We start from the raw sequence: 24,665 nt of genomic DNA on the forward strand, positions 1-24,665 counted from the left end.
GCAAATCATGAAAACACTTACCGGCGAAGAGCTTGAAGGCATGGTTGAGCACTGGCTGAGTACCCCGGTTAACGGGTACCTGGGCAGTGACTACGGCCAAGATGCCAAATCCATCCTGCAGCTGCCTCATACCGATGAGGCGGCCGACGAACTTATTCGCAAGCTGAGGCAGGACATCATCATCACCACGTCCCTGCCGGCCGGCGCCGTCTCCCTGTATGGGGTGCCGAGCGGCGTTGATCGCTTCGATATTGTGCTGGAGGTCGCCGGGCGAACCTTTGACCTATCAGGGGGCAACTGATGTATACCCGCGATCAATTCATCCAGATGGCGATAGAGGCCAGCCAGGCGAAATATCCGGCCGTGGCTGCCCTGATCAAAGCCGGCGACCCCCGCATCCTGCAGCAGATAGAGGCCCAGGCCACCATGCTGGCGATGTACTCCCAGCAGCTGGAGGTGGCCCAGTCCGAGCCCTTTGAGAAGACTCGGGACAGCACCGTTCTGGCCGATGCCGCCATGCGCGGCCTGGTGCCGAAATCACGGCCGGCCACGGTGCAGGTGATCGCCGAAAACAAGTCCGGAGCGCCATTCATCATTGCCGCCGGCCGCTACCTGATGGATCCCCAGGGGCGGTCGCTGCGGGTTGAAGCGCCGGTAGAGATACCCGCCGGCGGCAGTGGACTGTTCCGCGCCGTGCAGCTGTACGAGCGGGAGGTTGCCCACACGGTCAGCGGCTCGCGCCCATTTTACGCCATTCAGATCAGCATGGCCGACGATGACGCCTCCCTGTGCGGCTTGTCCGTGGCCGACGGATCTGGTGCGTACGAATATCGTGAGCGGTACGTCAATACCCGTGAAGGGGAGCGCATCTACCATGTGGAGGCGGACGAACGGCAGCGGGTTTATGTGCGCTTTGGTCAGGATGGCGTAGTGGGCACTCAGCCCACTGACGGCACCGAAATCACCATCAACGCCCTTTACTCACTGGGTGACGTGGAGTTCTCTGCCGGCGCCCTGCTGGTGTTTGAGACCATGCAGGATCCCGCTGAGGCCATGGTGGAAATGCGCCTTGACGAGGTGCTGGTGAAAGGCCAGAACCCGCCATCTATGCGCACCCTGCGCGAACTGGCCAAGTACCCCAGCGTCTACAACCACAACGCCGTGTTTCTGGGCGAATTCGACTTTCTGATCCGGCGCAACTTTCCCGACCTGCAATTCCTTTCAGTGTGGAACGAGGGGGTGGAAGAGTCGGTGCGTGGCATGAGTCTGGACAACATCAACGCCCTTTTTGTTGCCTGCCTGTCCGGGCTGGGTGGCGAGCCGGTGCTGAGCGAGGCGAAAGGTGAAACGGTCGCTCCGGTGAAACTGACCGAGCTGACCGCCACCCAGGAGCAAATCAAGGCTAAGGTCGGGCTGGCCGACGACAGCTACCGAGTCTATTTCTACACCCCCATTCGCTCAGAGATAGAAATCAGGATACAGGCCACAGTGGCCACGTCCTATGAAGAGCAGGTGGTGCAGGAGCAGATAACCAAGGTCATGCTGGATCATTTCGGGGAGGCTGCGCCCCAGTCCCGGCGCGGACAGTCCACCCCTCTCTATCAGCAGGTTTACCAGATCCTGAGGCGTGAGGTGCCTGCGCTGAGCGTGGGCAGGGCTGATCTCAAGGTCTACATCGATGAGTCGATCGATACCGACTCCCGCCCTGAGTTGTGGCGCTATGTGTCACCGGATTCCCTGCTAGTGAGTGTCGTCGCTGGCAACGTGACCACGCCGTATTGGGGATCCGGGTTATGAGCGACTTTGATTTCCTGAGCTCTCAGGCTCCCACGGCGGAGCCGTTGCAGCGGAGTCATGATGCCAGCCAGATAGAGGCCGAGCTGAAGGCGGTATTCCTGGAGCTTTTTTCTCGCCTGGGCCGCGACAGTTTTGACGCCAACGTGCTGGGTTCGGCCCACCTTGGTTCGTTCGACCTGGTGCGGCGCATGGTTAACCATGACGGCCTCATTTTACTGCCTGGTGAGCGCGAAGAGGCAGCCACCCGTTATCTGTACCGGGCGTGGAAGTCGGGCGACATTCAGAAGCGCGGGCTCCACTTCGTGCGCACTTACTTGCAGCTGTTGTTTCCCGGGCAGGCCGAGGTGCGGCAGATGTGGCATGCCAAGGATCAGCCGTATGGCTCCGCCTTCATCCTGAATGAGCCCCGTAACCCTTACTGGTATCACTTTCTGGGGAAGGGGGGGCTTAAGCTGGATGGCGGCTGGAAATTGGGCCGCCCACTGCTTCTGGATAGCATCGAGATCCCGCCGCACACACCGAGCGAAGAGGATCTGTTCCTCACCTCCCGCATAGAGATACTGCTGGGACTGGAGGCCATTGCCGAAGGCAAGAATCCGCTGGATATGCCGAGGAAGTCGGCCACCTCTGGCCTGCTCGAGGTGATCCGCGCCGTCATCCCTGCCCGCCTGGTGCCTATGTTCCGGTTCTGGCTTCGGTTTGTGTTGTCGGTATACGTGCGCACCAGCTACAGCATGTTGATGGAAAAGCATTCCCGCATGCGTTACCCCTGGTGTGGGCGGGTCATCGGCGAGCAGGATGATGTACGGTGGAAGCTGGGTCGAGACGGGGAATCGGTAACACTGCCTCAGCCGTTTGGCACCTTCAAACTGGGCGAGCTGCGCGGTGGAGTCAGTCATTGGCGCCTGAAGTCATGCCGCATTGCGTCCACCACCGCCATGCAGAGCGCCACCGAGACACTGCTTTACCAACTGCCCCGGCTGGGGCAGATGGATCGGCGGCTGAATGGGGGCTGGGCGCTCGGGCGCCGACAGATCGACACCCTGTCCCATACAGAAATGACCAAGCGGGTGGAGATGGCGCAGTCCGCCAGCACCTCCGTTACCTTCCATGAGCATCACCACATCAACGTACCAGGGCCAGCGCACAAGCTGGGGGCGCCCTGGCGGCTGGGTACCGGCGTTCGGCTCAATGGCTCCGCCGCCCTGTCTGGCTCGGTGTCCGGCATTAAGCTGAATGGCTTTCGCTTGGGTCGCCGAGGTCCATCAACCGAGCGAGCCATGCTGGGGCAAGTGGCGGGCTCTACCGCCGCCGGGCCGGTGTTCCGGGTAGGTGAGCCGGGTCTGCAGTTGAGTGGTGGGTGGCGACTGGGCGCTGTGCGCTCCGAGGCCTCCGGTGCTGTCGGCATGGACAAACGGATCGAGCTGCAGCAATCCCTGCGCATGGAGCAGATCACCTACCACGAAAACATGGTCATGCAGTTCCCGTTCAAGGCGCAACGCCTTGGTCGGCAGTGGGGTCTGGGTGATGGGTGGCGGCTGGGTGCCGGCCTTCGCCTGGGCAAGGCGGTGACCGGCGCCAAGCTGGGATCCTTCCGCCTCTGCCGAGACCAGGGCATTGCCGTTGAGCTTTCGACCACTGCGCAGCTGTCCGCTGAGGCCAATACTCGCGCCATCATCAAGTTGCCGCGGCAGACCATTGTCAAGTTGCGGCGCTGGAACCGGCGCCTGGATGGTGCCTGGCCGCTGGGGGCGGTGACCCGATTCGGCCGCTTCGCACTGGACGGCACACGGCTTCAAAACCGGAAAATGCGAGAAAGTTACGCTCTGGGCGGCTTCAAACTGAGTCCTGATGAATTATCGGGGCAGGGCATCGCTGACACAGGTCTCGCCTTCCGCCGTCCGCTGGATGGTAGCTGGCAGCTTGGTCAGGTGTCCCAGCCCGAGTTCATGTTAACCATCACTCGCGTTTGAGGACACACCCATGGCGGAAGCCGTAACACTGCTGTCGTACCGGCGCCGGCTTGCAGCCCAAGCTGCGGGCGGGGCGGCGGTACCCAAAATCGCATTCATGGCGTTCGGTGATGGTGGGCACAACCCCGCCACCAATCGCGCCATCGCTCCCGATGAGAACCAGACCTCGCTAAATCATGAGCTGCTGCGCAAACCCCTGGCGGCTGTTGCTCAGGAGGATTTGCTGTCGGTCACCGGCCGGGGTTTCCTGGAGAACGGCGAGCTGATTGGCAAGTCGATCTCGGAAGCTGCCCTGGTCGATGAGAAGGGCAACATCATGGGGATCAAGAACTTCGCTCCGAAGGTGAAGGAATCCGACGAGCGGTACGAAATTTCCATCAAGATGAGGTACTGACATGCCGATCCCGCATCCCAATATCACTCCCATCCCGAACAATGAGCCGGATGCCGTACCCGGCCTCTGGAACGTTCGGTACGAGGAGATCGACCAAAACTTCAAGAACATTGATGACCGCACCAGCGCCAACGAGCAGGAATTGTCCGGCGCACGCGGCGGTAAGGCAAGCATAGGCGCGCGCCTGACTGAAATGTCCGAGCAGCTCAATCAGATGTCGCCCGAGTTTCAGGATGTACTGGCGGCCATGGCAGCCATGGCACTGGATCAGGCCGGCGTTGCTAACCATTCGGTCAAAGCGCTCAGGCGTCACATTCAGCAGGAGGGCGAAATCACCCTGCGCAACCGGGGCGTAGTCGCCGGATGCACCTGCGTCAAGTCCACCACTGCCACCCGCAACCTTAACCTGGCTGGCGGGCAGGTGTTCATGAATGGTCGCATGTACCGGGCGCCGGACGCGACCAACGCCGCATCCGTGCCGCCTAACACCGGATCCGGCAACGTAACGGTGCGGGCCTACCTGTACTTTCACTCCGGCAGCCAGACCATGCGCCTGGCGGTGACCAATATCGGGGAGGAGCTGCCGACCGGTGCTATCCACCTCTACAACATCACCATTCCGCCGAACTCCACCGATGCGACGGATCCCCAGCTGACCAATGTCACCCTGACCAGCGTTCGCCGGGTGGAAGCGTCCTATCCCCGCACCATCAACAACCCAGTGGCGCACGCGGTAGCCATTGAAGCCCTTTCCAAGGCCGACTATCGCCTGGACGTGGACGTGGTGTCGTTCAGCGGTGGTCATTGCAGTCCCGATCAAGTCCTGGTCAGCAGCCGCGCGACCAACGGTTTTACCCTTGAGCTCGCCAGCGAAGTGGACAACGTGGTCCTGCGCTGGCGGGTCAGCAAACTGAATAACTGAGGAGAGCAAGATGCCCCAAATCAATCTTAAGCAATCCGGTTCGCCGGTCGCCGACTTTGCGGTTTCCGGCAACATGGTCACCGTGGCTGGGCTGTCCATTGACTGCGCCGCCCGCCAGGAAGACACCGCTGTCACCATCGAGATCCGCGCTCATAAGGGCGAAGTGGTCGAGGGTGGCCAGGACGGCGCTTATCTGGCCCACATCCACATTCCGGCCCGTACCTATACCGAAGTGCCCGCCGAAGGCGGTGAAGAGGGATTGGATGGCGAGCAGCCCCAGTCCGAGCGTGTAGCGGACCCTCTGGACCACAATGCAGTCGTTGTGACCCTGTGGCCTGTCGCCTAACCATCTGACAACAAGGAGCAATCATGCCTTCTATCTATAACCGCGACAGCCTCCGGGCCAACGTCGAAGCCGCCACCGGCGGCAAGATCACCGTGCTGTACACCGCCAAGGGGCAGCCCTCTTACATGCACGTTGTGTCCGCCTTTAATGCGGATGACGTCGAGCCCGGCCTGGCCGCTGGCCTGCACCCCATGTTCATGACCAACGGTCAGGCCAAAACCGAGCGCTTTATCGGTGCCTACCCGGGCGTGGTTCGAAATGGTGAGCTGATCTCCCTGCCCGGCGAAGACCCGGCCGCCAGCGCCAACTTCGATACCTTCCTGGCTCAGGCGCGGGCCAACGGACCCGGCTGGGGCCTGATGACCAACATGGACTGGTCCGGCCTGGGCCTGTGGTGCCGCAAGAACGGCTTTGTCCCGCGTGGCAACACCAACTACGGCAAGAGTTCGGATGCCCCCTGGGAGACCGGTGTGCGTGGTGACGGCGGCCTGCCCGGCAACACCTCCGGCATCGCCCGCACCCAAGCCGGCTCAGGCCCCACCTCCTGGCGTCACGACAACACCCATGCCGGCATTGCCGATCTGGTTGGTAACGTGTGGGAGTGGTCACCCGGTCTGCGCCTGGTGGATGGCGAGATCCAGGTTATCGCCGACAACAACGCGGCCAGCAGCACCATCGACCTGAGCGCAGCCAGCTCGGAGTGGCGCGCCATCGACGGCGCCACCGGCGCCCTGGTAACCCCCGGCTCCGCCAACACCGTCAAGATTGCCAGCTCCGGCACCGCTGCCTATACCCTGGTGGCCAGCTCCGGCGGCGCCTTCCAGTCCATGACCAACCCCGGCACCACGCCGGTGGCGGAAGCGGCGCTGAAGGTGCTGAAGCTGCACGGCATTTACCCGGTCGGCGCCGATCTGGGTGGTGACGGCATCTGGTTCACTCTTGACGGCGAGCGCGTCCCTTATCGCGGCGGCGTTTGGAACTACGGCGAGCGCGCTGGCGTCTTCGCGGTCAACCTCTACTACGCCCGCTCGAACGTGAACGCGAGCATCGGCGCGCGCCCCGCTTTCTCACTTTAATTCTGGCGCTTTTTTATTCGTTGGGGTGGGCGATAGCCCGCCCCTTCTTTTTGGGATAACGAAACTGGTTAAGGTTTGATCGATCCGTGACAAGAAAAACAAGATCAGCAGCGACAGAGCCTCACTTTCAACGCAGTCAGAGCAAGGGCGAAAAGACCACGCAAATTCAGGCAGATCACCACTTCCTGCCCCTGGGTCAAAAGTGCGAGGACATGATCCATCTGGCCCTTGATGCCATCGACAGAATGCCGAGGGCGCAGAAACCGGTTATCGGCAAGCAAATAGAAGATTCCATGTGGCAGCTGCTGGAGCTGGTTACCCGCGCCGGCCGGCGCTTTCACAAGAGCACCACCCTGGAAGATGCGGTGATTGCCCTCGACATGCTCCGCGCCAAGGTGCGCCGGGCGCACAAGCGCAACCTGATTTCCCACGGCATGTACCGGGAGTGGGCCCGGCAAAACGACAGCATAGGCCGCGACCTGGGCGCTTGGTACAAGCATGAGAGGGAGAAAAAAGGGACTCAAAGGAAAACCACACCAAGCACCCGGGCCGAGGCGGGATAAATTGACTTCAGGGTCATACGGCAATCAGGCGCGTCCCTTATCGCGGCGGCAATTGGAACAACGGCGAGCGCGCTGGCGTCTTCGCGGTCAACCTCAACAACGCCCGCTCGAACGTGAACACGAACATCGGCGCGCGCCCCGCTCTTGAAATAAAAGGCCAGCATCGGCGGCTTACGGGCCGGCCCGACAGTGCCGAATCAAAAGGACGTGTGATCCCCGGCAGAGGCCGAAATACTCAACAGGCGGGACATTCCAGTAGCAGCAGCGACCGTTTGCTCCCGCCGCCACCCCCATAACAACGATAAGAAGCACGGGCCATGGCCAGGACGTATAACAACCTTTATCCGCAAATTTACGACTTCAACAACCTGCTTTCCGCTTACCACAAGGCCCGCAAGGGCAAGCGCAGCCGCAACGAGGTGATGCGCTTCCACTACGACTATGAGGGCAACCTCATTGATATTCAGAATCACCTGATGTGGGGATCCTGGCGAACCGGTGAATACCGGCACTTTACCCTGTACGAGCCGGTATATCGTGTTGGTGCGGCCCTGCCGTTCCGTGACAGGGTGTTACACCACGCCCTGGTGGACGTGATTAACCCCTGCTTTGAGCGCAGCTTCATCACCAACACCTATGCCTGCATCAAGGGGCGCGGCACTCACGTTGGTGCCGACAGAGCTCAGGCCATGCTGCGCAAGGTGAAGCGGGAGCATGGTGTGGTGTATGTGTTCAAGGGCGACATATCCGGCTACTTCTACAACATCAACCATGCCATTCTGCGGGCGATCATTCGACGCCGAATAAGCTGCCAGCGGACCCTGGCTTTGATTGATGAAATCATTGCCTCCAGCGCAGATCCGGACGATATTAACCCAACCGGCATTCCCCTGGGAAACCTGACGTCGCAGCTGTTCGCCAACATCTACCTGGCTGAGCTGGACAACTTCGTCAAGCATGTGCTGCGCGAGCCAAATTACATGAGGTATATGGATGACTTCTGCATCGTCCATCACGACAAAGAGCACCTGCATCACGTTCGGCGCCAGGTAGAGGCGTTCCTGGCTGACACGCTGCAGCTCAAGACCAACCGCAAGACCCAGGTATTCCCGGTGGACACCCAGAGTGGTCGCGCGCTCGACTTTCTCGGCTACCGAATGTGGCCCACCCACAGAAAACTCAGAAAAAGCTCCATCAGCCGTATTTGCCGAAGCCTCAAGCGCCTGCAGAAAATGTATGCCCGGGGCGAAATCGACCTAGAGGACGTGCGCCCGGTGGTACACAGCTGGCTGGCTCACGCCAAGCATGCCGACACCCATGGCCTGCAGCGGAAAATCCTGGCCACCTTCCCGATGATTCGGGGGCAATATGGACCCATACACGACACCGGCGAGGAGTTCTATTTCGATGAGCACGCTGCAAGCCATGAGCCACAGCCTGATTGCTCTGACCATACAGGCTGCTGGCTTGATAGTCCTTGGTGACCCGCTCCCCGGGGCCCTGGCTGGTATCGCTTTCTTCCTTGGTCGGGAAATAACCCAGGCCGAGTACCGTCACATATCCAGCCTGCCGGTGCCGAAGCGGGAGCGCATGCCCATGTGGGGCGGACTGGATCCCAGGTACTGGAACAAAAAGGCGTTCACCGATGTTTTGTATCCCGCTCTGGCGGTGTCGGCGGGGTGCGCAATCCACTATCTCGGGGCCACCTGATTTCTGGGAGGTTTTGACCGGCTTCGGCCGGTCTTTTTTATGGCCTGCTGATGCCAGCCAGGTCAAAGATGAGGTTCATGACTGCGTTCCGCTCTCGCTGCGACAGGGTGCTGGCAGCCGCCGCGATATCGCCGGCCGTTACCGGCTGATACTTGAGCATGGCCACCGAAACGTCCATGTCGGTCATGTTCAGGGCATGAATGAAGCGCCGATACTGGCTCAGCGTCATGTCACTCTCTCCGTTTTCGATTCTTTGCACCGTTCTGGCCGAAATGCCCGTTTTTTGAGCTATCTCCGCCTGTGACAGGGAGAGTTCTTGTCGGCGCCGTTTGAGCACCAAGACGATAGGATCCGGCAAATGCTTCAACCTCAACAAGACAACATTGACGTGAAATTTTCACTTTCACGACACTTGTGGCGCATTTATCCCGATACCCTTTCCAACCGGTGGAAAGCACTTCTGATTTTTGATTATTATCGTTTTGCGATTCACGCAACGCTAATTAAAACAATGAATTAGGGATGAAAATTGTGCAAAGTTGTAACCTATCAGCGGCCGCCATTAAAACAACAAAAATTGATATTTCGGCTGTTTGCACCCACCAGATCAACGTGATGGCCAGGCTGCTGTGCCATGGAATTTCGGACGGCATAGTAAATCACAGCGACATACAAACGGCGTTGACCGTCATCATGGAGAAGAGTGATGCTGCACTTGCTGCCATGAGCGAAGTTTAGTCTGAGCCGGGCCCTGAGCCCGGCTTTTTAGTGGGCCATTAAAAATTCAAAGGGTGATCTTTTGGGCGGTAGTGGTATGCGTTTAGCCTTGGGGCAATTTTGGGGCAATTTTGGGGCAAAATTAGAGGTGGAATGAGGGGATATGCGGGGGTGATTAAAAATTGAATGGGGTTGAAATCAAGCTGTGGCGCCGCTCTGGCGCTGGTTTTCGAGGGTTTCAGTGAAATGAAGTCGCGTAGTTACAGTATTCGTTGTTGACCGCCAGAATGGCGGTGGTGTCGTCGAGGGCAAAGAAGCTCATGCCGTCGTTGTTGTCGCCGAACTGGCCGGCCTGGGCGTCGGCGCTGTTGCCGGACTCGTTGAACTCGGGCACGGTGCCAAACAGGGCGTCGCCCCAGGACACCAGCCGCTCCACCCTGTAGCCTTTGGGCACGGTAATGGTATCGGCGGTGCTGGCGGGTACGGCCTCAAAGCCCAGCAGCGGGCTGCCCTGGGTGGCGGCGGCCACGGCCCGGGAAAGGGGAGAGGCGGCAAAAAAGGCGGCGGCACCGAGGGCGGCGGCGCCACCGAGAAAACGACGGCGGCTCAGGCTTTTTTCCACCAGTTGGGTAAACTCGGGAACCTGATTGCGGGGGTGGTTCTGCTCGTCCTGACGTTCAAAGCGACTCATGGTTGATTATCCTTTGCTCACGGCGTATTGGAATTTTGCAGGCCCATGCTGACGGCTCAGGATGACGGTTTGATAACGGCAGGATGACAGGAAAAAGACAGTCAGAGAGGAGGAACAGCACAAAGGCAGCCCGACGGCTGCCTTGATGTGGCGGAACACTCAGTCATCCCAGTCGTCATCGTCCCAGTCGTGACGATGGCGGTGTTTGCGGTGTTTGCCATGATAGTGGTGATGCACTTCCCGGTGACCGTCACCGGAGCGGGCCCCCAGGGCCGAGCCGGCGGCACCGCCTACGCCGGCGCCGATCAGCTGGCCGCTGTCACCGCCCACGTTTTTGCCCAGTGCCGCACCGCCCAGGGCACCCACGGCACCCCCCAGGGCGGCTTCGTTCTTGTTGCCCCGGTTGGCGGTGGCGGCGCCGCCGGCGGCGCCGCCCAGGGCGGCCCCCACCAGGGCGCCGGTGTCGCCGGCCATCTGCTTGCCGATCAGGGCACCGGCGGCACCGCCGGCGCCGCCGCCGAGAATGGTGTTGAGGGTTTCACCGGCCATGGCCGACTGAATGCCGAACAGCATCGGCAACATCAGAATTGCAAGGGTCTTTTTAAGCATGGCTGTTTTACTCAGCAGTTGAACTTGCCGAAACCATAGCGCCTTTTGGTCCAATGGGAAGAGCCGGGCCGCCGGCACAACAGGGTGCCATTTGAATTGGTTTTTAACTCAAGTGATTGCTTTTAAATGTTTTTTTAGAGTTTTTCGCGTATGGTAACGACCAAAACCGACCGACAGCTCCTGACCCATGGTCAGGGGTTGGCCACCCACACCAGGGCGCGCAGCGCATGCTGGCCATAGCGGGCCAGCCTGTCAAAGCGTTCCCGGGCAATGGGCAGGTACTGCTTGTCGACCGGGCTTTCTCCCGCCGCCTCGTCGATATCCGGATCGTGAATATAAACAAATTCCCGGTCCATGGCGCACACCAGCACCCAGTGGGGCGCCTTGCGCCCGTCCAGATGATAGGTGCTGATCAGCACCAGAGGCAGCCGGCCCGCACTCAGGCCCTGCTCCAGCTGGTCCAGGGTAAAGTGCTCAACGCGGGGCGTTATGCCCGCCTGGGCCAGGTTGGCAATAAACTGCCGGTGCACCCGCTCCAGCACCTGTTTCTTGTCGGGGCTGCGCACGCTGTTCATAAACAGCGGGCCGTCCTGGTTCAGCACCAGCTCCACCGCAAAGCCGCGCCGGTGGGCCGCCAGCGCCAGCCCGTGAGGGCCGCAGCCACCGTGGCCCTGGGTCATGAAAATGGTGGTGGCCTCGCGCCACAGTTGCAGCTCCAGATCCGGCTCGGGAGCATGGTGCGGAGCCAGGCTGCTCAGGGCCATCATCAGCGAGGCCGGGCCACAGGTAAATTCCGTGGTCTGGCGGTAATAAGGCACGGCGCGGGCGCCGGCCAGGGGATGGTAGTGGTGAATGCGCTTCTGGTAGCGCAGGGCACTTGCGTGATCTTCGTAATAGTCGTGGTAAATGCCGAACTGGCGGTAGCCCTGGCGCTGATACAGGTTTTGCGCGGCAATGTTGTCGGTGCGTACTTCCAGACGCATGAACACGGCGCGCCGGGCCTGCGCGCTGGCCTCGGCAGCTTCAAGCAGGGTGCGGCCCAGCCCCAGGCCGCGGGCGTCGGGCGAGACCGCAATGGAATAGATGCGGGCCAGCTGGGTGTTGCGGCGAAACAGCACCAGCACATAGCCAAGCAGGGCGCCATTCAGCTCGGCCACCAGCAGCACATCCTGGGGGTGTTCGATAAAGCGCAGAAAGCTGCGCCGGCTGACCCTGTCCTGGGCAAAGCAGCGGGCTTCAAGCTGGAGCAGGGCGGTGATATCGGTACGCAGGGCGGGGCGCACGACAGGCGCGGACATAGGGCACCCGAAATCAGGAAAAGAGTGCTTCAACATACGATAATTTTGGCGGCCCGGCGAGAAAATTTCAGTGCATCCGGCGGTGGCAGGGCATAGAGTAGGGGCCACAATCACGGCCAATCAAGCAAGGGAATCACTTCATGACACAACTGGTTCTGGTGGTGGATGAGCTCAGCGCCTGGGCGCCCTATTTTCCCAGCGAAAACCTGGTGGACTTTCAGACCTACCTGGCCCAGCCGCCGGTAAAAAACGCACCCCGCACCCGGGTGATCAACCTGTGCCGCACCGAGAAGTACCTGTCCAACGGTTATTACTGTTCGCTGCTGGCGGAAGCCCGGGGCCAGAAGGTGATTCCGTCGGTCTCCACCCTCAACAACCTGCGCAACAAGGGGCTGTTTGCCTTTGGTTTTGAGGGGGTGTCCGAGGCCCTGGACGCGCATTTTGGCGGCGGTGAGGCGGGAGCCAAACTTAAACTGAAAAGCTGTTTCGGCCAGTGTGCCGTGCCCGGACTTGAAAGCCTGTGCCGGGAGCTGTTTGAGCGGCTGCCATGCCCCATTCTGGAGCTGACCTTCAGGCGCCGCAGCCGCTGGGAGCTGACCGGTCTGGCCACCCTGTCGCCGAAGGAGCTGGCGGGGCAGGAAGAGGATCAGTTTGCCGACGCCCTCGACAAGTATTCCCGCATCATCTGGCGCCAGCCCCGCTCCGCCAAACGCTATCGCTACGATCTGGCCATGCTGGTGAACCCCGACGAAGCCCTGCCGCCGTCCGACGCGGGGGCACTGAAGCGCTTTGTGCGCGCCGGTGAGCGGGCCGGGGTGAACGTGGAAATGATCACCCGCAAGGACTACCAGCGGCTGGCGGAATACGACGGCCTGTTTATTCGCGAAACCACCGCCATCGACCATCACACCTTTCGTTTTGCCCAGAAGGCGGAGCACGAAGGCCTGGTGGTGATCGACTCGCCCAGCTCCATTCTGCGCTGCGCCAACAAGATTTTTCTGGCCGAGAGCTTTGCCCGCAACGGCGTGCCGGCGCCGAAAACCCTGATGGTCAACCCAAAGCAGAAGGATGCCGCCGACTGGCTGGAAAGCGAGCTGGGCTATCCCCTGGTGCTGAAGATTCCGGACGGGGCCTTTTCCCGGGGCGTGTACCGGGTGGCCGACCGGGCGCAGCTGGCCGATACCCTGGGCAAGCTGCGCAATGCCTCGGCGCTGGTGCTGGCCCAGGAGTATTTTTTCACCGAGTTCGACTGGCGCATCGGCGTGCTCAACCACCAGCCCATTTTTGCCTGCAAATACTTCATGGTGAAGGGGCACTGGCAGATCTACCGCCACAACGACGGCAAGGAGGCGGACTCCGGCGGCTTTGTGACCCTGCCCACCCACGAGGCACCACCCATGGTGATTAACGCCGCGCTCAAGGCGGTGAAGCCCATCGGCGACGGCCTGTATGGCGTGGACATCAAGGAAGGCAAGGGCCGGGTGGCGGTGATCGAGGTCAACGACAACCCCAATATCGATCACGGCGTGGAAGACGTGTTTCTGAAAGACCGGCTCTACGACATGGTGATCGAGGACTTTGTGCGCCGGTTTGAACAGGAGCGGCAGGCCGTCGTCACCAAAAAGGCCCGGCGCGACGGCCGCTAGGGTTACAGAAAGCCGGTTTCGCCCCGTTTGAGCGGATCCGGCTTGGGCTCGCCGTCGGTGCAAAAGCCGAGGGACGCCGAGTTCAGGCAATAGCGCAGGCCGGTGGGCGGCGGGCCGTCGGGAAACACGTGGCCCAGATGGCCGTCGCAGCGGGCGCAGCGAATTTCCACCCGGCGCATACCGTGGCTCATGTCTGCCAGCTCGCGAATGTGATCCGGGTGGTAGGGGGCGTAAAAGCTCGGCCAGCCGGAGCCCGACTCGAACTTGCAGGCGGAGGAAAACAGCGGCAGGGCGCACAGCCGGCAGAAATAGCAGCCTTGCTCGTGGTTGTCGAGCAGGCCGCCGCAAAAGGGCGGCTCCGTGCCCTGGTTCAGCAGAATGCGGCGCTCTTCCGGGGTCAGCTTGTCGGCCAGGGCCTGCCGCTGGGCGTCGCCGGGCGGCGAGAGATCGTAAGGGCTGGGAGTCTGGGCCATGGTCAGATGTCCTTCTTCAACCTGTGTTTGTAGTAATGGTGCACCTTGGCCACCTTGGGCTGGGCGACGGCGGCAATGTAGGGCTGGTTGGGGTTGCGGGCGGCATAATCCTGGTGATAGTCCTCGGCGGGATAAAAGGCGTCGAGCGGCTCCAGGGTGGTTACGATGGGTTGCTTAAAGGCGCCGGCCTGCTCCAGCAGGGCAATATAGTCTTTCGCCAGCTCGCGCTCCTGTTCATTCTGCCAGAAGACCGCCGAGCGGTACTGGGTGCCGGTATCATGGCCCTGGCGGTTGAGTTGGGTGGGATCGTGGGCGATGCCGAAAAACACCTTCAGCAGGGTGCCCGGGCCGATGCGGTCGCTGTCGTAGACGACTTGAATGGCCTCGGCATGGCGGGTGGTGCCGGTGCACACCGCCTGGTAGTTGGCGTTATGGGCCTCGCCGCCGGCATAGCCGGAGATCACGTCCATCACGCCGTCGAGCTGGCGGTATACCGCTTCGGTGCACCAGAAGCAGCCGCCGGCCAGCACCAGGGTGCGCCGGCCGCCGTGGCGAAAGGCGCTGTCGTCGATATCGGGAAAATCACTGGGCAACAGGCCCAGAACCTCGTCGCTCATGGGGTCTCCTCCTCGTGGGTTCGGCTTACGTTACCATAGCCAAAGGTCGGGGCAAGGTTCTCTGTTGCCTTGCGGCGCATCCTGTTAATCTTGGCACCTTTGTTGATTTGAAACCGGAAAACGATGGAACTGGATCTGCTGACCCTGGGATTGCTGGCGCTGGCGGCGCTGCTGGCCGGCTTTATCGACGCCATTGCCGGCGGCGGCGGCCTGATTACGGTGCCGGCGCTGCTGGCCACCGGCATGCCGCCCACCATGGCCCTGGCCACCAACAAGCTGCAAAGCTGCTTCGGCTCCTTTTCGGCGTCGTTTTATTATCTGCGCCGGGGGCTGATCGACTGGCGCATCATGAAATGGGCGGTCGCCTGCACCTTTGTGGGCAGCATGCTGGGCACCCTGCTGGTGCAGCGCATCGACGCCTCGGTGCTGGAAAAGGTGCTGCCGTTTCTGCTGGCGGCCTTTGCCCTGTACTTCCTGTTCTCACCGCGGGTGGGTGATGAAGACCGCAGCCGGCGGCTGGGGGTGATCCCCTTTGCCCTGGTGGTGGGCACCGGTGTGGGTTTTTACGACGGTTTCTTCGGCCCGGGCACCGGCTCTTTTTTTGCCCTGGGCTTTATCGCCCTGGCCGGCTACAGCATGGGCAAGGCCACCGCCCATACCAAGTTGCTGAACTTTACCTCCAATTTCGCCTCGCTGCTGTTTTTCATGCTCGGCGGCCAGGTGGTGTGGATTGCCGGCCTGGCCATGGCCGGCGGCCAGTTTCTGGGGGCGCGGCTCGGCTCCAGAATGGTGGTGACCCGGGGTACCCGCATGATTCGCCCCATGCTGGTGACGGTGTCGCTGGTGATGTCGGCGCGCCTGCTGTGGCAGCAGTACCCGCAGCTGTTCGACTGGATGGGCTGAGATGCGCGGGGGAGCGATGTCGCCGGGCCATTTGCTCGGTGTCCAGCAACGGCGCTACCGCCACTGGCTGCTGGGCCTGGGGCTGCTGCTGATGGTGGCAGTGCTGCTCAGCCTGCAGTCGGGCGCCGTGGGCGTGGGGCTGGACGCCCTTTGGCGGCCGGTGTCGGCACTGGAGCAACAGGTGTTCTGGCAGTTGCGGTTGCCGCGCACCCTGCTGGCGGTGCTGGTGGGGGCCAGCCTGGCGCTGTGCGGTGCCGTGCTGCAGGTGTTGCTGCACAACCCGCTGGCGGAGCCCGGGCTGATTGGCATATCCAGCGGCGCCAGCCTGGCGGCGGTGCTGACCCTGTCGCTGGCGGGCTGGCTGGGCTGGATCCTGCCTCACTGGGGGGTGTCGCTGGCGGCCTTTGCCGGTGCCCTGGTGGTGACGGTGCTGCTGATGTTGCTGGCCCGGCGCCGGCTGGGACAGGGCGCGCTGCTGTTGTTTGGCGTGGCGGTGGGCATTTTTGCCAACGCCATGCTCACCTGGCTGCTGTATCTGGCCGACGATGCCTCGCTGCGCACCTTTCTGTTCTGGATGATGGGCAGCCTGGGCTATGGCCAGCGCCTGTCCTGGGGCTGGTGGCTGCCGGCGATACTGGCCTTGCTGTGGCTGGTACGCCAGGGCGGCCGGCTGGACCTGCTGGCGCTGGGGGAACAACAGGCCCGGTTGCTGGGCCTGAACGCCCACAGATTGCGGCCCCGGCTGGTGCTGGCGGTGTGCCTGCTCACCGCTTTCAGCGTGGCCATGGCCGGGGTGATCGGTTTTGTGGGCCTGGTGGTGCCGCACCTGTTGCGGCTGCTGGCCGGCGGGCGCCAGCGGTTTTTGCTGCCGGCCTCGGCCCTGGCGGGCGCCGCCCTGCTGGTGCTGGCGGATGTGGTGGCGCGGCAAACTCTGGTGACCGGTGAGTTGCCCATCGGCGCCGTTACCGCCACCCTGGGGGCGCCCGTGTTTGTGTGGTTGCTGGTGAAACGCCATGCTGACGCTTGATGAATTAACCGTTGAACACAGGGTAGGGCCGGTGAGTGGCCGGCTGGCCGCCGGCCGGCTGACCCTGCTGGTGGGGCCCAATGGCAGTGGCAAGTCGAGTCTGTTGCTGGCGGCGGCCGGGCTGCTGGCGGCGGAAGGTCATGTGCGGCTGAATGGTGACCTGCTGGATTCACTGGCTCTGAGCGAGCTTGCGCATCTCAGAGCCATGCTGGTGCAGCACTCGGTGCTGCCCGCCGGATTAAAAGGGTATGAGCTGCTGGCGCTGGGGGTGCACGGGGAGGTCAGCGAAGCCGCCTGCGAGGAAATGGCGCGGTTAAGTGATTACCTCAAGCTGGACACCCTCTATGCCCGGCCGCTGTCGTCGCTCTCGGGCGGCGAACAGCAGCGGCTGCTGATCGCCAAAACCCTGTTGCAGGTGGCGCCCCGGCTGAACCCGAAGGCCCGCCTGCTGCTGCTGGACGAGCCTCTGGCCGGACTTGACTGGCAGCACCAGCTCGCCACCCTGCGGCTGCTGCGCCACTATGCCGAACAGGGACTGACGGTGGTGGCGTCCATTCACGACATTAACCTGGCCGCTCAGTTCGGCGACGATATCTGGTGTCTGCACCGGGGTCGGCTGGTGGCCAGTGGCGGCCCGGAGGTGCTTACCCCCGAGCTGGTGGCCGAGGTGTTTGAGGTCAAGGTCAAACTGCTGGAGCAGGACGGCCAGCGGCTGCTGCTGCCGGAATAAATGTGAGGGGTGGGGGTAAGGCGTGAGGATATTCTCAAACCGCCTCACTCCTCACAGCCCGGTACAGCAGTTCCAGCACCCGCTCGCTGTCTTTCCAGCCCAGGCAGGCGTCGGTGATGCTTTGTCCGAATAGCAGCGGTGTACCGGGCTCCACCTCCTGCCGGCCTGCTTCGATAAAACTTTCTATCATCACCCCGGCAATATGGCGGCTGCCGCTTACAAGCTGGCGGGCGATGTCGTCTGCCACCTCGAGCTGGCGCTGATGCTGCTTTTGGCTGTTGCCATGGCTCAGATCCACCACCAGCCGGGGCGGCAGGCCAAGGGCGCTGAGCTGCGCTGCGGCATCGGCAATGCTGTGCTCGTCGTAATTGGGCGCTTTTCCGCCCCGTAAAATCACATGGCCATAGGGGTTGCCGTCGGTCTGGTAGATGCTCATTTTGCCGTGTTTGTCCGGCGAGCAGAAAATGTGACCGTGGGCGGCGGCCCGTACCGCGTCGAGGGCAATCTGAATATTGCCGTCGGTACCGTTCTTGAAGCCCACCGGGCACGACAGCGCCGAGGCCATTTCCCGGTGCACCTGGGACTCGGTGGTGCGCGCGCCAATGGCGCCCCAGCTGATCAGGTCGGCTATATACTGACCGGTCACCATATCCAGAAACTCGGTGGCGGTGGGTAGCCCCAGGGCGTTGATGTCACTCAGCAGTTTGCGCGCCAGCGCCAGGCCGGTGTTGACGTCAAAGCTGCCGTCCAGATGCGGATCGTTAATCAGTCCCTTCCAGCCCACTATGGTGCGGGGCTTTTCAAAATAGGTGCGCATCACAATGCACAGCCGGTCGGCATAGCGGCGCTTAAGCTCCGCCAGTCGCTCGGCGTAGGCCCGGGCGGCGGCCGGGTCGTGAATGGAGCAGGGGCCGATGATCACCAGCAGCTTGTGACTCTGGCCGGTGAGAATGGCTTCAATTTCGGCGCGGGCTTGAGTGACGGTATCGGTCATGGTGCGGTCGAGCGGATAGCGCTCGGCCAGCTGATGGGGGGTGATCAGGGTCGCCAGCGGGCGGCTTCTCAGTTCGTCGGTGGATGAGGGCATGGTAGGGCCTGCTTGAAAGAATGGCGTGCGGTAGCACAATGCCCTTAACATAACCAAAAGCCGTGGCAGGGAAAACCACGGCTTTTGAATTTTATGACTTAATTACCGTACTCAACTGAAGCGCTGGCCGGAGATGGCCGGGTGATAGATGGGCTGGATCACGTTGCCGGCGGGATCGGTGATGTGAAAGCTGCGGGCACCGTCGCGGTGATCGTGGGGCTGGTCCAGCAGGGTCACGCCCTTGGCCTTGAAGTACTGGTACCACTGCTCCAGCTCTTCCTTGGTGTCCACGATAAAGCCGAAGTGATCCATGCTCTGCACGCCGCTGGCGGGCACATCGGCGCGGCCCAGCGACAGGTTGTCGTTGCCGCAGGTGAGGTACACCAGGTTGTCGCTGGCGCGGTTGAGGATCTCCATGCCCATGATCTCGGTGTAGAACTGGACGCACTCCTCCAGGTTGGGCATGGTAAAGGCGATGTGGCGCATGCCGTTAAAACGACCGGGTCTGTCCATTCTGGGCTCCTTGGAAGTTACCTGAATATTTGTGTACTATTTGTTGAATTTACATAAACAATTGGAGTTTACAATGTATTCAATTATTGTCAAAACCAAGCTCAAGCCCGGCACCACCCAGGCCTTTCTCGACGCCATGCTGCCCAATGCCGAAGCCTCGGTGCGCGACGAGCCCGGTTGCCACACCTTTGACGTGCTGCAGGACAGGGCCGATCCCGAGCTGTTCTGGCTTTACGAAATCTACCAGGACGAAGCCGCCCTGGCCGCCCACAAGGAAACTCCGCACTACCAGGCCAGCCGCGCCGTGGTCAACGAGCTGATCGCCGAGCAGTCGGTGATCCGTGCCGACGTGCTGGCGGTGAACCCGGCCCGTTAATGTGATGGACATCATGGCCCGGCTGGCGGACTGGCACATCAGGCCGCCGCTGATTGAGCATCCGCCGCTGCACACCTGTGACGATGCCGACCGCCTGCTGGTGAACCGGCCCGGCACCCGGCTGAAAAATCTGTTTCTGCGGGACAACTACGGTCGCCGGCACGCGCTGCTGCTCACCCGCCACGACAAGCAGGTGGATCTCAAGGTGCTGTCGCGCCAGCAGGGCTGGTCGCGGCTGGGCTTTGCCTCGGCCGAGCGGCTTGCGCGTTACCTGGGGGTGGCCCCGGGCCATGTCTCCGTGCTGGCACTGGTCAACGATACGCAGTTGCAGGTGGAACTGTGGCTGGATGAAGACCTGCAAGATGGCGACGATTTTCACTGCCACCCGCTGCGCAATACCGCCACCGTGCTGCTGAGCCGCGCCGATTTGCTGCGCTTTACCGAGCAGACCGGCCACCTTCCCCACTGGCTGCCGGTGCCTTCTCTGGCCTGATATTCGGCGGGAGCGTCCGTTTCCCGCCTGCTTTCCGTTCATGATGGCCATTTACCGAGCCAGCAGCCCATTTGACTCTGGTGTACACTGGCCGCACCGGCGTGGCCGGCGCCTATGCTTTTTTATATGACAGCGTGCTCAAGGAGTAAGCCCATGTTACGGCCTTTGCGGTGGTTGCCCTGCTGGTTGCTGATGGTACTGCCGGCCATGGCGGATGACTACCGAATCGGCTTTCTGGCCTACCGGGGTGAAGCCCAGGGGCGGGCGGAATGGCAGCCGGTGCTCGATGGCCTGAACCGGGCGCTGCCGGCACATCATTTCGAAGGGGTGTTTCTGACTCAGCAGCAGCTGGATCGGCAACTGAATGAGGGCCGGCTCGATTTTGTGGTGACCAACCCGGCCCATTACGTGCTGAGCCGCCACCAGGGGCTGAACTGGCTGGCGTCCTGGCTGGATCCGCGCTTTGGCTCGGCCCGGGAAAGCGTGGCGGCCACCCTGCTGGTGCGCGCCGACAGCGGCATCAGCGGTACCCGGCTGCTGGCCGGGTTGCGGGTGGGGGCGGTGCACGAGCAGGCCTTTGGCGGTTATCTGCTGGTGGCCGAGCAGTTGCGCCGGCGCGGCGTGGCGCCGAACAGCCTGGATATTCAGTTTCGCGGCTACCCGGTGGACGCCCTGGTGTATCTGTTGCGCGATGGCGCCCTGGATGCGGCCATGGTGCCTGCCTGCACCCTGGAGCAAATGGCGCAGGAAGGGCTGGTGAATGCGGCCGAGTTCAGGGCGCTGATGATCCAGGCGGACGCGCCCTGTGTGCGTTCCACGCCGCTGTATCCGGGCTGGAGCTTTGCCGCCGTCGACAGCCGGAACGAAACCCTGCTGCGGGACATCACCCAGGCCCTGCTGGCCATGAAGCAACAGGGCCGGCCGCTGTGGGGCGCCCCCATCCGGCTGGACGAGGTGGAGCAGTTGCTGCGGGACTGGCAGCCCGACGCCGGCGAGGCGCCGACCTGGCAGACCCTGCGCCGGGTGCTGCTGGGTTACTGGCAGTGGCTGGCGGGGCTGATGCTGGTGCTCTTGGTGATCGCCCTGCACCATGTGCGGGTCACCCGTCTGCTGCTCAGGCGCACCGACGAACGGGACCGGCTGCACCATCTTATTCAGAGCCGGGAGCAGGAGCTGGCCCGGGCGCGTCAGGCCACCCTGCTGGGGGAAATGGCCACGGGCCTGGCCCATGAGCTGAACCAGCCGTTGTCGGCCATTCAGGCCTATGCTCAGGCCGGCGAGCTGATGACCGGTGAGCAAAACAGCCGTGAGGTGTTTAATCATATTGTCAGTGAAACCGAGCGCGGTGCCGACATTATTCGCCGTTTTCGTCAGTGGGCCAGCCAGCCCCTGCCGGGGCCGGATGCCTTTTCGCCCCGGGAGCTGTGCCGGGAGCTGGCCGAGCGGCTGGCGCCCAGAGCCAGGGCCGCCGGGGTGCGGCTGGACGTGACCACGGACGAGGGCGTGCTGCTGAGTGTACGGCCGGCGGTGGAGCAGATATTGTCCAATCTGCTGGGCAACGGTCTGGATGCCTTTGAGCGGCGAAACCAGGGGGGACGGCTGCGGCTTGCCGCCGCGCGGCGGGCCGACGGCTGGCGATTGACGGTGGAAGACACCGCCGGCGGCGTGTCGCCGGCGGTGATCGAGGCGCTTGGACATACCCTGCCCGCCAGCCGCATTCACGGCATGGGCATTGGCCTGATGGTCAGTTACCGGCTGGCCCGCCGGCTGGGTGGTAGTCTGACCCTGGTCAATGTGGGCGAGGGCACCCGGGCCGAACTGTTTTTGCCAAAGGAGCAATAATGCACATTTACCTGCTGGACGATGATCCCAAGGTGCTGGCCGCCAACGGCTTCCTGTTAAAGGCGATGGGTTTTGAGAGCCAGGGCTGGTCGGAGCCGGAGCGCTTTCTGGCGGAGTTTGACGACCAGGCCGAGGCGGTATTGCTGCTGGACCTGGCCATGCCGGAGCTGGACGGGCTGGAGGTGCTGACGGAGCTGGGCCGCCGCCGGTGTCCGGTGGCGGTGATCCTGCTCACCGGCCATGGCGACGTGCCTCAGGCGGTGCAGGCGATGAAGCTGGGGGCGGTGGACTTTCTGGAAAAACCGGTGGATGCCCGTCGCCTGGCCGAGGTGCTGGCGCGGGCACAACAGCAGGCCCGGGTGCTGGGCGAGCAGGCCGGGGCTCGGCTCCGGGTAACCCGGCTCTCGGCCCGGGAGCATGAAGTGGTGAGCCTGGTGGCGCAGGGGCTGACCAACAAGGCCATTGCCGAGCAGCTGTGCGTGGCGGTGCGCACCGTGGAAGTACACAGGGCGTCGGCCATGGCCAAGCTGGAGGCGGCCAATATGGCCGAGCTGCTGCACTGCTGGCAGCTGTCTCAGGGGTAAAACGTGGGTTGGACTGGCCCGAGAAAAGTAGACACCTTCATTAGATGAGAAGGTGTTATGAAATACAAACCCCACCGTCGCTTTAGCGATGCATTCAAACGTGAGGCCGTCGAGGCCTCGCTCTCCACCACAGAGACACAAGCTCAGCTTGCTGGCAGACTTGGGATCCATCCTAACCAATTGAGTCGCTGGCGTAGAGAGTGGAGCATGACCAAGAAATCATCCGACAAAGCCGTTGAAAACACCGGACCAGAAAAAAGCCTGCAGGAGCTGGAGCGCGAGGTAGCTCGGCTGAAGAAGCAGCTTGAGCGGAAAGAGCTGGAGAACGAAATCCTAAAAAAGGCGCAAGAGTACTTCGCCAAGCACGGCAAGTAAGGTTTGCCTTTATCGAGGCCCACCGAAGTCAACGCTGGCGGGTCTCGATAATGTGTGAAGTACTCGACGTGTCACGAGCGGGATATTATCGCTGGCGAACACGTCAACACTCTCCGGGGGCGCGTGCCATCGAGCGACGGACGCTGAACACCTTCCTGCTCGAGCGAGCCAGGCAACTGAAGAATGTGCCGGGTTATCGCAAGCTGTGGCTGGAAGCACGGGATGCCGGGTTCTGCTGCGGCAAGAACCAGGTTCAGCGCTTGCTGAGAGACGCTGGTTATCGTTCATGCACGGCTCCTAAAGCAGGATATCAAAAGCCAACATCGTCCTTGCCTGTGTTACCGAATCTGTTGAATCGCCAGTTCTCGGTGGGTTCAGCGAACCGAGTTTGGGTATCAGATATCACCCAAATCCGGTGCAGTGAAGGCTGGCTCTACATCGCAGCAGTCCTAGACCTGGGCACACGCCGCGTGGTGGGCCGAGCCATGGGTGCCATCAATAGCGCCCAACTGGTGCTGGAGGCCCTTGAGCAGGCATGGCAACATCAGCGGCCAGATGGGAAACAGCTGTTGTTCCACTCGGACCAAGGGAGTCAGTATCGCAACGGAGAGGTGATGAGATGGCTGAATACACGGGGAATCACCATCAGCATGTCACGCCGAGGTAACTGCTGGGATAACGCCTGTTCGGAAAGCTTCTTCGCGCTACTCAAGAAGGAGTGGACTCGCCCTCTGGGCGTGCTCGGAAGAGACGAAATGGCAGATGAAGTCCGGTATTATACAGACGAGTATTACCCGAAAGTGCGGCGCCACATGGCGCTGGGAGGGATGACTCCCGATGCCTACGCAGCTGCCGCTTAACTTAAGTGTCTACTTTATCGGGGGCACTCCATGCGTCTCACGTCTCACGTCTCACGTCTCACGTCTCACGGGTGGGCTTCCATCCAGGATTCCAGGATCAGCTGGGCCGAGACCGCATCCACCGCGTCCTTGCCCAGGGCCTTGTAGCCGCCGGCTTCAAACAGCCGGGCGCGGGCGTCGGTGGTGGTCAGGCGCTCGTCCTGCAGCTCCACCGGCAGGCCAAAACGGCCGTGCAGGCGGTTGGCGAACTTGCGGGCGCGGCGGCTGATGTCCTGCTCGGTGCCGTCCATGTTGAGGGGCAGGCCCACCACCAGCAGCGCCGGCTGCCACTCCCTGAGCAGCTTTTCGATCTGCTCCCAGTTGGGTACGCCGTCGTTGGCCTTTAATGCCAGCAACGGCCGGGCGCTGGCGGTCAGCTCCTGGCCCACCGCCACGCCGATGCTTTTCAGGCCGTAGTCAAAGCCCAGCAGGGTGCGGCTCATGCGTGGCCCACCTGGGACGACAGCTGGCGGGAGTCGATGCCGAGCCGGCCAATGGCCTGATGCCAGCGCTGACCAATGGGGGTGTCGAAGATCAGGCTGTTGTCGGCGGGCACCGTCAGCCAGCTGTTTTCCACCAGCTCCTGCTCCAGCTGGCCCGGGGTCCAGCCGGCATAGCCCAGGGTCACCAGAAATTTTTCCGGCGCCTGACGGGTACCCAGGCTTTCCAGCACGTCCCGGGAGGTGGTGATCATCAGGTTGTCGGAAAGCAGCCGGCTGGAGCCAAAGCCTTCCACCGGCGTGTGCAGCACAAAGCCCCGGTCGGCGGACACCGGACCGCCCTGCAGTACCGGCTGATCCAGCTCGGGCACGTCGTCGGGCTCCAGCTCCAGCTGGTGCAGCAGCTCGTGCAATTGCATCTCGACCGGAATGTTGATCACCAGCCCCATGGCGCCTTCCTCGTTGTGCTCGCAGATGTAGGTCACGGAGCCGGCAAAGAAGGGATCCTTGAGGCTGGGCATGGCGATGAGAAAGTGATGTTCCAGTGAATCCATGGTGTCTCGT

At 62.1% G+C, this 24,665-nt stretch carries 29 protein-coding genes; 19 read left to right on the plus strand and 10 right to left on the minus strand.

The annotated features are described in order from the left end of the window. Window positions 1-7 precede the first annotated feature (7 nt). The 9 genes from PU634_RS05230 to PU634_RS05270 all read left to right on the plus strand — a co-directional run bounded on the left by PU634_RS05230 (window position 8) and on the right by PU634_RS05270 (window position 8,555). On the plus strand, window positions 8-301 hold the full coding sequence (locus PU634_RS05230) for a hypothetical protein (RefSeq protein ID WP_306763009.1): 294 nt from the start codon (window positions 8-10) through the stop codon (window positions 299-301). Next, complete coding sequence (locus tag PU634_RS05235; protein WP_306763010.1) at window positions 301-1,797, plus strand: baseplate J/gp47 family protein; 1,497 nt, start codon at window positions 301-303, stop codon at window positions 1,795-1,797. Before PU634_RS05230 ends, PU634_RS05235 begins: the two co-directional genes overlap by 1 nt. After that, a complete protein-coding gene (locus PU634_RS05240) occupies window positions 1,794-3,770 on the plus strand; it encodes a hypothetical protein (RefSeq protein WP_306763011.1) in 1,977 nt (658 codons plus the stop codon). Before PU634_RS05235 ends, PU634_RS05240 begins: the two co-directional genes overlap by 4 nt. 10 nt (window positions 3,771-3,780) lie before the next feature. Further along, window positions 3,781-4,164 (plus strand): phage tail protein, encoded by a 384-nt coding sequence (locus tag PU634_RS05245; RefSeq protein ID WP_306763012.1) that lies wholly within the window; start codon window positions 3,781-3,783, stop codon window positions 4,162-4,164. Window position 4,165: 1 nt separating this feature from the next. Beyond that, on the plus strand, window positions 4,166-5,086 hold the full coding sequence (locus tag PU634_RS05250) for a hypothetical protein (RefSeq protein ID WP_306763013.1): 921 nt from the start codon (window positions 4,166-4,168) through the stop codon (window positions 5,084-5,086). A gap of 10 nt (window positions 5,087-5,096) precedes the next feature. Further along, window positions 5,097-5,432, plus strand: a complete 336-nt coding sequence (locus PU634_RS05255; protein ID WP_306763014.1) for a hypothetical protein — start codon at window positions 5,097-5,099, stop codon at window positions 5,430-5,432. A gap of 23 nt (window positions 5,433-5,455) precedes the next feature. Next, window positions 5,456-6,508 (plus strand): hypothetical protein, encoded by a 1,053-nt coding sequence (locus PU634_RS05260; RefSeq protein ID WP_306763015.1) that lies wholly within the window; start codon window positions 5,456-5,458, stop codon window positions 6,506-6,508. Between the two features lie 86 nt (window positions 6,509-6,594). Then, window positions 6,595-7,071: a hypothetical protein gene (locus tag PU634_RS05265; RefSeq protein ID WP_442604709.1), complete on the plus strand. Its 477-nt coding sequence runs from the start codon at window positions 6,595-6,597 to the stop codon at window positions 7,069-7,071. A gap of 317 nt (window positions 7,072-7,388) precedes the next feature. After that, entirely contained in the window at window positions 7,389-8,555 is a 1,167-nt protein-coding gene (locus tag PU634_RS05270; RefSeq protein ID WP_306763017.1) for an RNA-directed DNA polymerase, read from the plus strand. Between the two features lie 263 nt (window positions 8,556-8,818). Here the strand turns inward: PU634_RS05270 and PU634_RS05275 are convergent, their stop codons facing one another. Further along, window positions 8,819-9,118 (minus strand): helix-turn-helix domain-containing protein, encoded by a 300-nt coding sequence (locus PU634_RS05275; RefSeq protein WP_306763664.1) that lies wholly within the window; start codon window positions 9,116-9,118, stop codon window positions 8,819-8,821. 185 nt (window positions 9,119-9,303) lie between these two features. On the opposite strand from PU634_RS05275, the gene PU634_RS05280 reads away from it, so the two are divergent. Continuing rightward, entirely contained in the window at window positions 9,304-9,519 is a 216-nt protein-coding gene (locus tag PU634_RS05280) for a hypothetical protein (protein ID WP_306763018.1), read from the plus strand. 217 nt (window positions 9,520-9,736) lie between these two features. On the opposite strand, the gene PU634_RS05285 is transcribed toward PU634_RS05280, so the two are convergent. The 3 genes from PU634_RS05285 to PU634_RS05295 all read right to left on the minus strand — a co-directional run bounded on the left by PU634_RS05285 (window position 9,737) and on the right by PU634_RS05295 (window position 12,096). Next, the gene (locus PU634_RS05285) at window positions 9,737-10,189 is read right to left on the minus strand and encodes an alkaline phosphatase PhoX (RefSeq protein ID WP_306763019.1); all 453 of its coding nucleotides are present in this window, start codon (window positions 10,187-10,189) and stop codon (window positions 9,737-9,739) included. 159 nt (window positions 10,190-10,348) lie between these two features. Further along, a complete protein-coding gene (locus PU634_RS05290) occupies window positions 10,349-10,798 on the minus strand; it encodes a YMGG-like glycine zipper-containing protein (protein ID WP_306763020.1) in 450 nt (149 codons plus the stop codon). A 191-nt stretch (window positions 10,799-10,989) separates the two neighbouring features. Then, window positions 10,990-12,096 carry a GNAT family N-acetyltransferase/peptidase C39 family protein gene (locus PU634_RS05295; protein WP_306763021.1) on the minus strand — a complete coding sequence of 369 codons (1,107 nt, stop codon included), beginning with the start codon at window positions 12,094-12,096 and terminating at the stop codon, window positions 10,990-10,992. Window positions 12,097-12,236: 140 nt separating this feature from the next. Here PU634_RS05295 and PU634_RS05300 point away from each other — a divergent pair, with 140 nt between their 5' ends. Next, window positions 12,237-13,742 carry a RimK family ATP-grasp domain-containing protein gene (locus PU634_RS05300; protein ID WP_306763022.1) on the plus strand — a complete coding sequence of 502 codons (1,506 nt, stop codon included), beginning with the start codon at window positions 12,237-12,239 and terminating at the stop codon, window positions 13,740-13,742. A 2-nt stretch (window positions 13,743-13,744) separates the two neighbouring features. Here PU634_RS05300 and msrB read toward each other — a convergent pair whose 3' ends face one another. Then, window positions 13,745-14,215 carry a peptide-methionine (R)-S-oxide reductase MsrB gene (gene msrB, locus PU634_RS05305; protein ID WP_306763023.1) on the minus strand — a complete coding sequence of 157 codons (471 nt, stop codon included), beginning with the start codon at window positions 14,213-14,215 and terminating at the stop codon, window positions 13,745-13,747. A 2-nt stretch (window positions 14,216-14,217) separates the two neighbouring features. Further along, on the minus strand, window positions 14,218-14,832 hold the full coding sequence (gene msrA / locus PU634_RS05310; protein WP_306763024.1) for a peptide-methionine (S)-S-oxide reductase MsrA: 615 nt from the start codon (window positions 14,830-14,832) through the stop codon (window positions 14,218-14,220). A gap of 123 nt (window positions 14,833-14,955) precedes the next feature. On the opposite strand from msrA, the gene PU634_RS05315 reads away from it, so the two are divergent. The 3 genes from PU634_RS05315 to PU634_RS05325 are packed head-to-tail and all read left to right on the plus strand — an operon-like array spanning window position 14,956 to window position 17,492. Beyond that, window positions 14,956-15,735, plus strand: a complete 780-nt coding sequence (locus PU634_RS05315; RefSeq protein ID WP_306763025.1) for a TSUP family transporter — start codon at window positions 14,956-14,958, stop codon at window positions 15,733-15,735. 1 nt (window position 15,736) lies between these two features. Beyond that, entirely contained in the window at window positions 15,737-16,762 is a 1,026-nt protein-coding gene (gene btuC / locus PU634_RS05320; RefSeq protein WP_306763026.1) for a vitamin B12 ABC transporter permease BtuC, read from the plus strand. After that, the gene (locus tag PU634_RS05325; RefSeq protein ID WP_306763027.1) at window positions 16,749-17,492 is read left to right on the plus strand and encodes an ATP-binding cassette domain-containing protein; all 744 of its coding nucleotides are present in this window, start codon (window positions 16,749-16,751) and stop codon (window positions 17,490-17,492) included. The genes btuC and PU634_RS05325 overlap by 14 nt, the downstream gene beginning before the upstream one ends. Window positions 17,493-17,526: 34 nt before the next feature. Here PU634_RS05325 and PU634_RS05330 read toward each other — a convergent pair whose 3' ends face one another. Then, the gene (locus PU634_RS05330; RefSeq protein ID WP_306763028.1) at window positions 17,527-18,579 is read right to left on the minus strand and encodes a 3-deoxy-7-phosphoheptulonate synthase; all 1,053 of its coding nucleotides are present in this window, start codon (window positions 18,577-18,579) and stop codon (window positions 17,527-17,529) included. Window positions 18,580-18,690: 111 nt separating this feature from the next. Further along, window positions 18,691-19,092: a VOC family protein gene (locus PU634_RS05335; protein WP_306763029.1), complete on the minus strand. Its 402-nt coding sequence runs from the start codon at window positions 19,090-19,092 to the stop codon at window positions 18,691-18,693. A gap of 73 nt (window positions 19,093-19,165) precedes the next feature. Between PU634_RS05335 and PU634_RS05340 the strand changes: the two genes are divergently transcribed. The 5 genes from PU634_RS05340 (at window position 19,166) to PU634_RS05360 (ending at window position 23,622) form a co-directional block, all read left to right on the plus strand. Continuing rightward, window positions 19,166-19,468, plus strand: a complete 303-nt coding sequence (locus tag PU634_RS05340) for a putative quinol monooxygenase (RefSeq protein WP_306763030.1) — start codon at window positions 19,166-19,168, stop codon at window positions 19,466-19,468. A 4-nt stretch (window positions 19,469-19,472) separates the two neighbouring features. Then, the gene (locus tag PU634_RS05345; RefSeq protein WP_306763665.1) at window positions 19,473-19,961 is read left to right on the plus strand and encodes a prolyl-tRNA synthetase associated domain-containing protein; all 489 of its coding nucleotides are present in this window, start codon (window positions 19,473-19,475) and stop codon (window positions 19,959-19,961) included. Between the two features lie 153 nt (window positions 19,962-20,114). After that, window positions 20,115-21,803, plus strand: a complete 1,689-nt coding sequence (locus tag PU634_RS05350; protein WP_306763031.1) for a sensor histidine kinase — start codon at window positions 20,115-20,117, stop codon at window positions 21,801-21,803. Continuing rightward, a complete protein-coding gene (locus PU634_RS05355; RefSeq protein ID WP_306763032.1) occupies window positions 21,803-22,387 on the plus strand; it encodes a response regulator transcription factor in 585 nt (194 codons plus the stop codon). Before PU634_RS05350 ends, PU634_RS05355 begins: the two co-directional genes overlap by 1 nt. Window positions 22,388-22,444: 57 nt before the next feature. Further along, window positions 22,445-23,622, plus strand: a protein-coding gene (locus PU634_RS05360; RefSeq protein WP_306760800.1) for an IS3 family transposase whose coding sequence is annotated in 2 segments (ribosomal slippage) — window positions 22,445-22,736 and window positions 22,736-23,622 — 1,179 coding nt in all. Because the reading frame shifts where the segments join, the coding sequence is not laid out codon by codon here. Window positions 23,623-23,687: 65 nt separating this feature from the next. Here the strand turns inward: PU634_RS05360 and ruvX are convergent. Continuing rightward, window positions 23,688-24,104 (minus strand): Holliday junction resolvase RuvX, encoded by a 417-nt coding sequence (gene ruvX / locus PU634_RS05365; RefSeq protein WP_306763033.1) that lies wholly within the window; start codon window positions 24,102-24,104, stop codon window positions 23,688-23,690. Then, window positions 24,101-24,655 carry a YqgE/AlgH family protein gene (locus PU634_RS05370; RefSeq protein ID WP_306763034.1) on the minus strand — a complete coding sequence of 185 codons (555 nt, stop codon included), beginning with the start codon at window positions 24,653-24,655 and terminating at the stop codon, window positions 24,101-24,103. The genes ruvX and PU634_RS05370 overlap by 4 nt, the downstream gene beginning before the upstream one ends. Window positions 24,656-24,665 lie beyond the last annotated feature (10 nt).

Source organism: Oceanimonas pelagia (assembly GCF_030849025.1).
In the GTDB taxonomy this organism is placed as follows: domain Bacteria; phylum Pseudomonadota; class Gammaproteobacteria; order Enterobacterales; family Aeromonadaceae; genus Oceanimonas; species Oceanimonas pelagia.

Coding starts and splice junctions, on each gene's coding strand:
- PU634_RS05285 (WP_306763019.1), bottom strand. CDS start 10,189: ATGAGTCGCTTTGAACGTCAGGACGAGCAGAACCACCCCCGCAATCAG.
- msrB (WP_306763023.1), bottom strand. CDS start 14,215: ATGGCCCAGACTCCCAGCCCTTACGATCTCTCGCCGCCCGGCGACGCC.
- PU634_RS05330 (WP_306763028.1), bottom strand. CDS start 18,579: ATGCCCTCATCCACCGACGAACTGAGAAGCCGCCCGCTGGCGACCCTG.
- PU634_RS05335 (WP_306763029.1), bottom strand. CDS start 19,092: ATGGACAGACCCGGTCGTTTTAACGGCATGCGCCACATCGCCTTTACC.
- PU634_RS05315 (WP_306763025.1), top strand. CDS start 14,956: ATGGAACTGGATCTGCTGACCCTGGGATTGCTGGCGCTGGCGGCGCTG.
- PU634_RS05240 (WP_306763011.1), top strand. CDS start 1,794: ATGAGCGACTTTGATTTCCTGAGCTCTCAGGCTCCCACGGCGGAGCCG.
- PU634_RS05345 (WP_306763665.1), top strand. CDS start 19,473: ATGGACATCATGGCCCGGCTGGCGGACTGGCACATCAGGCCGCCGCTG.
- PU634_RS05255 (WP_306763014.1), top strand. CDS start 5,097: ATGCCCCAAATCAATCTTAAGCAATCCGGTTCGCCGGTCGCCGACTTT.
- PU634_RS05370 (WP_306763034.1), bottom strand. CDS start 24,655: ATGGATTCACTGGAACATCACTTTCTCATCGCCATGCCCAGCCTCAAG.
- PU634_RS05250 (WP_306763013.1), top strand. CDS start 4,166: ATGCCGATCCCGCATCCCAATATCACTCCCATCCCGAACAATGAGCCG.
- PU634_RS05340 (WP_306763030.1), top strand. CDS start 19,166: ATGTATTCAATTATTGTCAAAACCAAGCTCAAGCCCGGCACCACCCAG.
- btuC (WP_306763026.1), top strand. CDS start 15,737: ATGCGCGGGGGAGCGATGTCGCCGGGCCATTTGCTCGGTGTCCAGCAA.
- PU634_RS05260 (WP_306763015.1), top strand. CDS start 5,456: ATGCCTTCTATCTATAACCGCGACAGCCTCCGGGCCAACGTCGAAGCC.
- PU634_RS05235 (WP_306763010.1), top strand. CDS start 301: ATGTATACCCGCGATCAATTCATCCAGATGGCGATAGAGGCCAGCCAG.
- PU634_RS05300 (WP_306763022.1), top strand. CDS start 12,237: ATGACACAACTGGTTCTGGTGGTGGATGAGCTCAGCGCCTGGGCGCCC.
- PU634_RS05290 (WP_306763020.1), bottom strand. CDS start 10,798: ATGCTTAAAAAGACCCTTGCAATTCTGATGTTGCCGATGCTGTTCGGC.
- PU634_RS05270 (WP_306763017.1), top strand. CDS start 7,389: ATGGCCAGGACGTATAACAACCTTTATCCGCAAATTTACGACTTCAAC.
- PU634_RS05295 (WP_306763021.1), bottom strand. CDS start 12,096: ATGTCCGCGCCTGTCGTGCGCCCCGCCCTGCGTACCGATATCACCGCC.
- PU634_RS05280 (WP_306763018.1), top strand. CDS start 9,304: ATGAAAATTGTGCAAAGTTGTAACCTATCAGCGGCCGCCATTAAAACA.
- msrA (WP_306763024.1), bottom strand. CDS start 14,832: ATGAGCGACGAGGTTCTGGGCCTGTTGCCCAGTGATTTTCCCGATATC.
- PU634_RS05230 (WP_306763009.1), top strand. CDS start 8: ATGAAAACACTTACCGGCGAAGAGCTTGAAGGCATGGTTGAGCACTGG.
- PU634_RS05355 (WP_306763032.1), top strand. CDS start 21,803: ATGCACATTTACCTGCTGGACGATGATCCCAAGGTGCTGGCCGCCAAC.
- ruvX (WP_306763033.1), bottom strand. CDS start 24,104: ATGAGCCGCACCCTGCTGGGCTTTGACTACGGCCTGAAAAGCATCGGC.
- PU634_RS05325 (WP_306763027.1), top strand. CDS start 16,749: ATGCTGACGCTTGATGAATTAACCGTTGAACACAGGGTAGGGCCGGTG.
- PU634_RS05245 (WP_306763012.1), top strand. CDS start 3,781: ATGGCGGAAGCCGTAACACTGCTGTCGTACCGGCGCCGGCTTGCAGCC.
- PU634_RS05350 (WP_306763031.1), top strand. CDS start 20,115: ATGTTACGGCCTTTGCGGTGGTTGCCCTGCTGGTTGCTGATGGTACTG.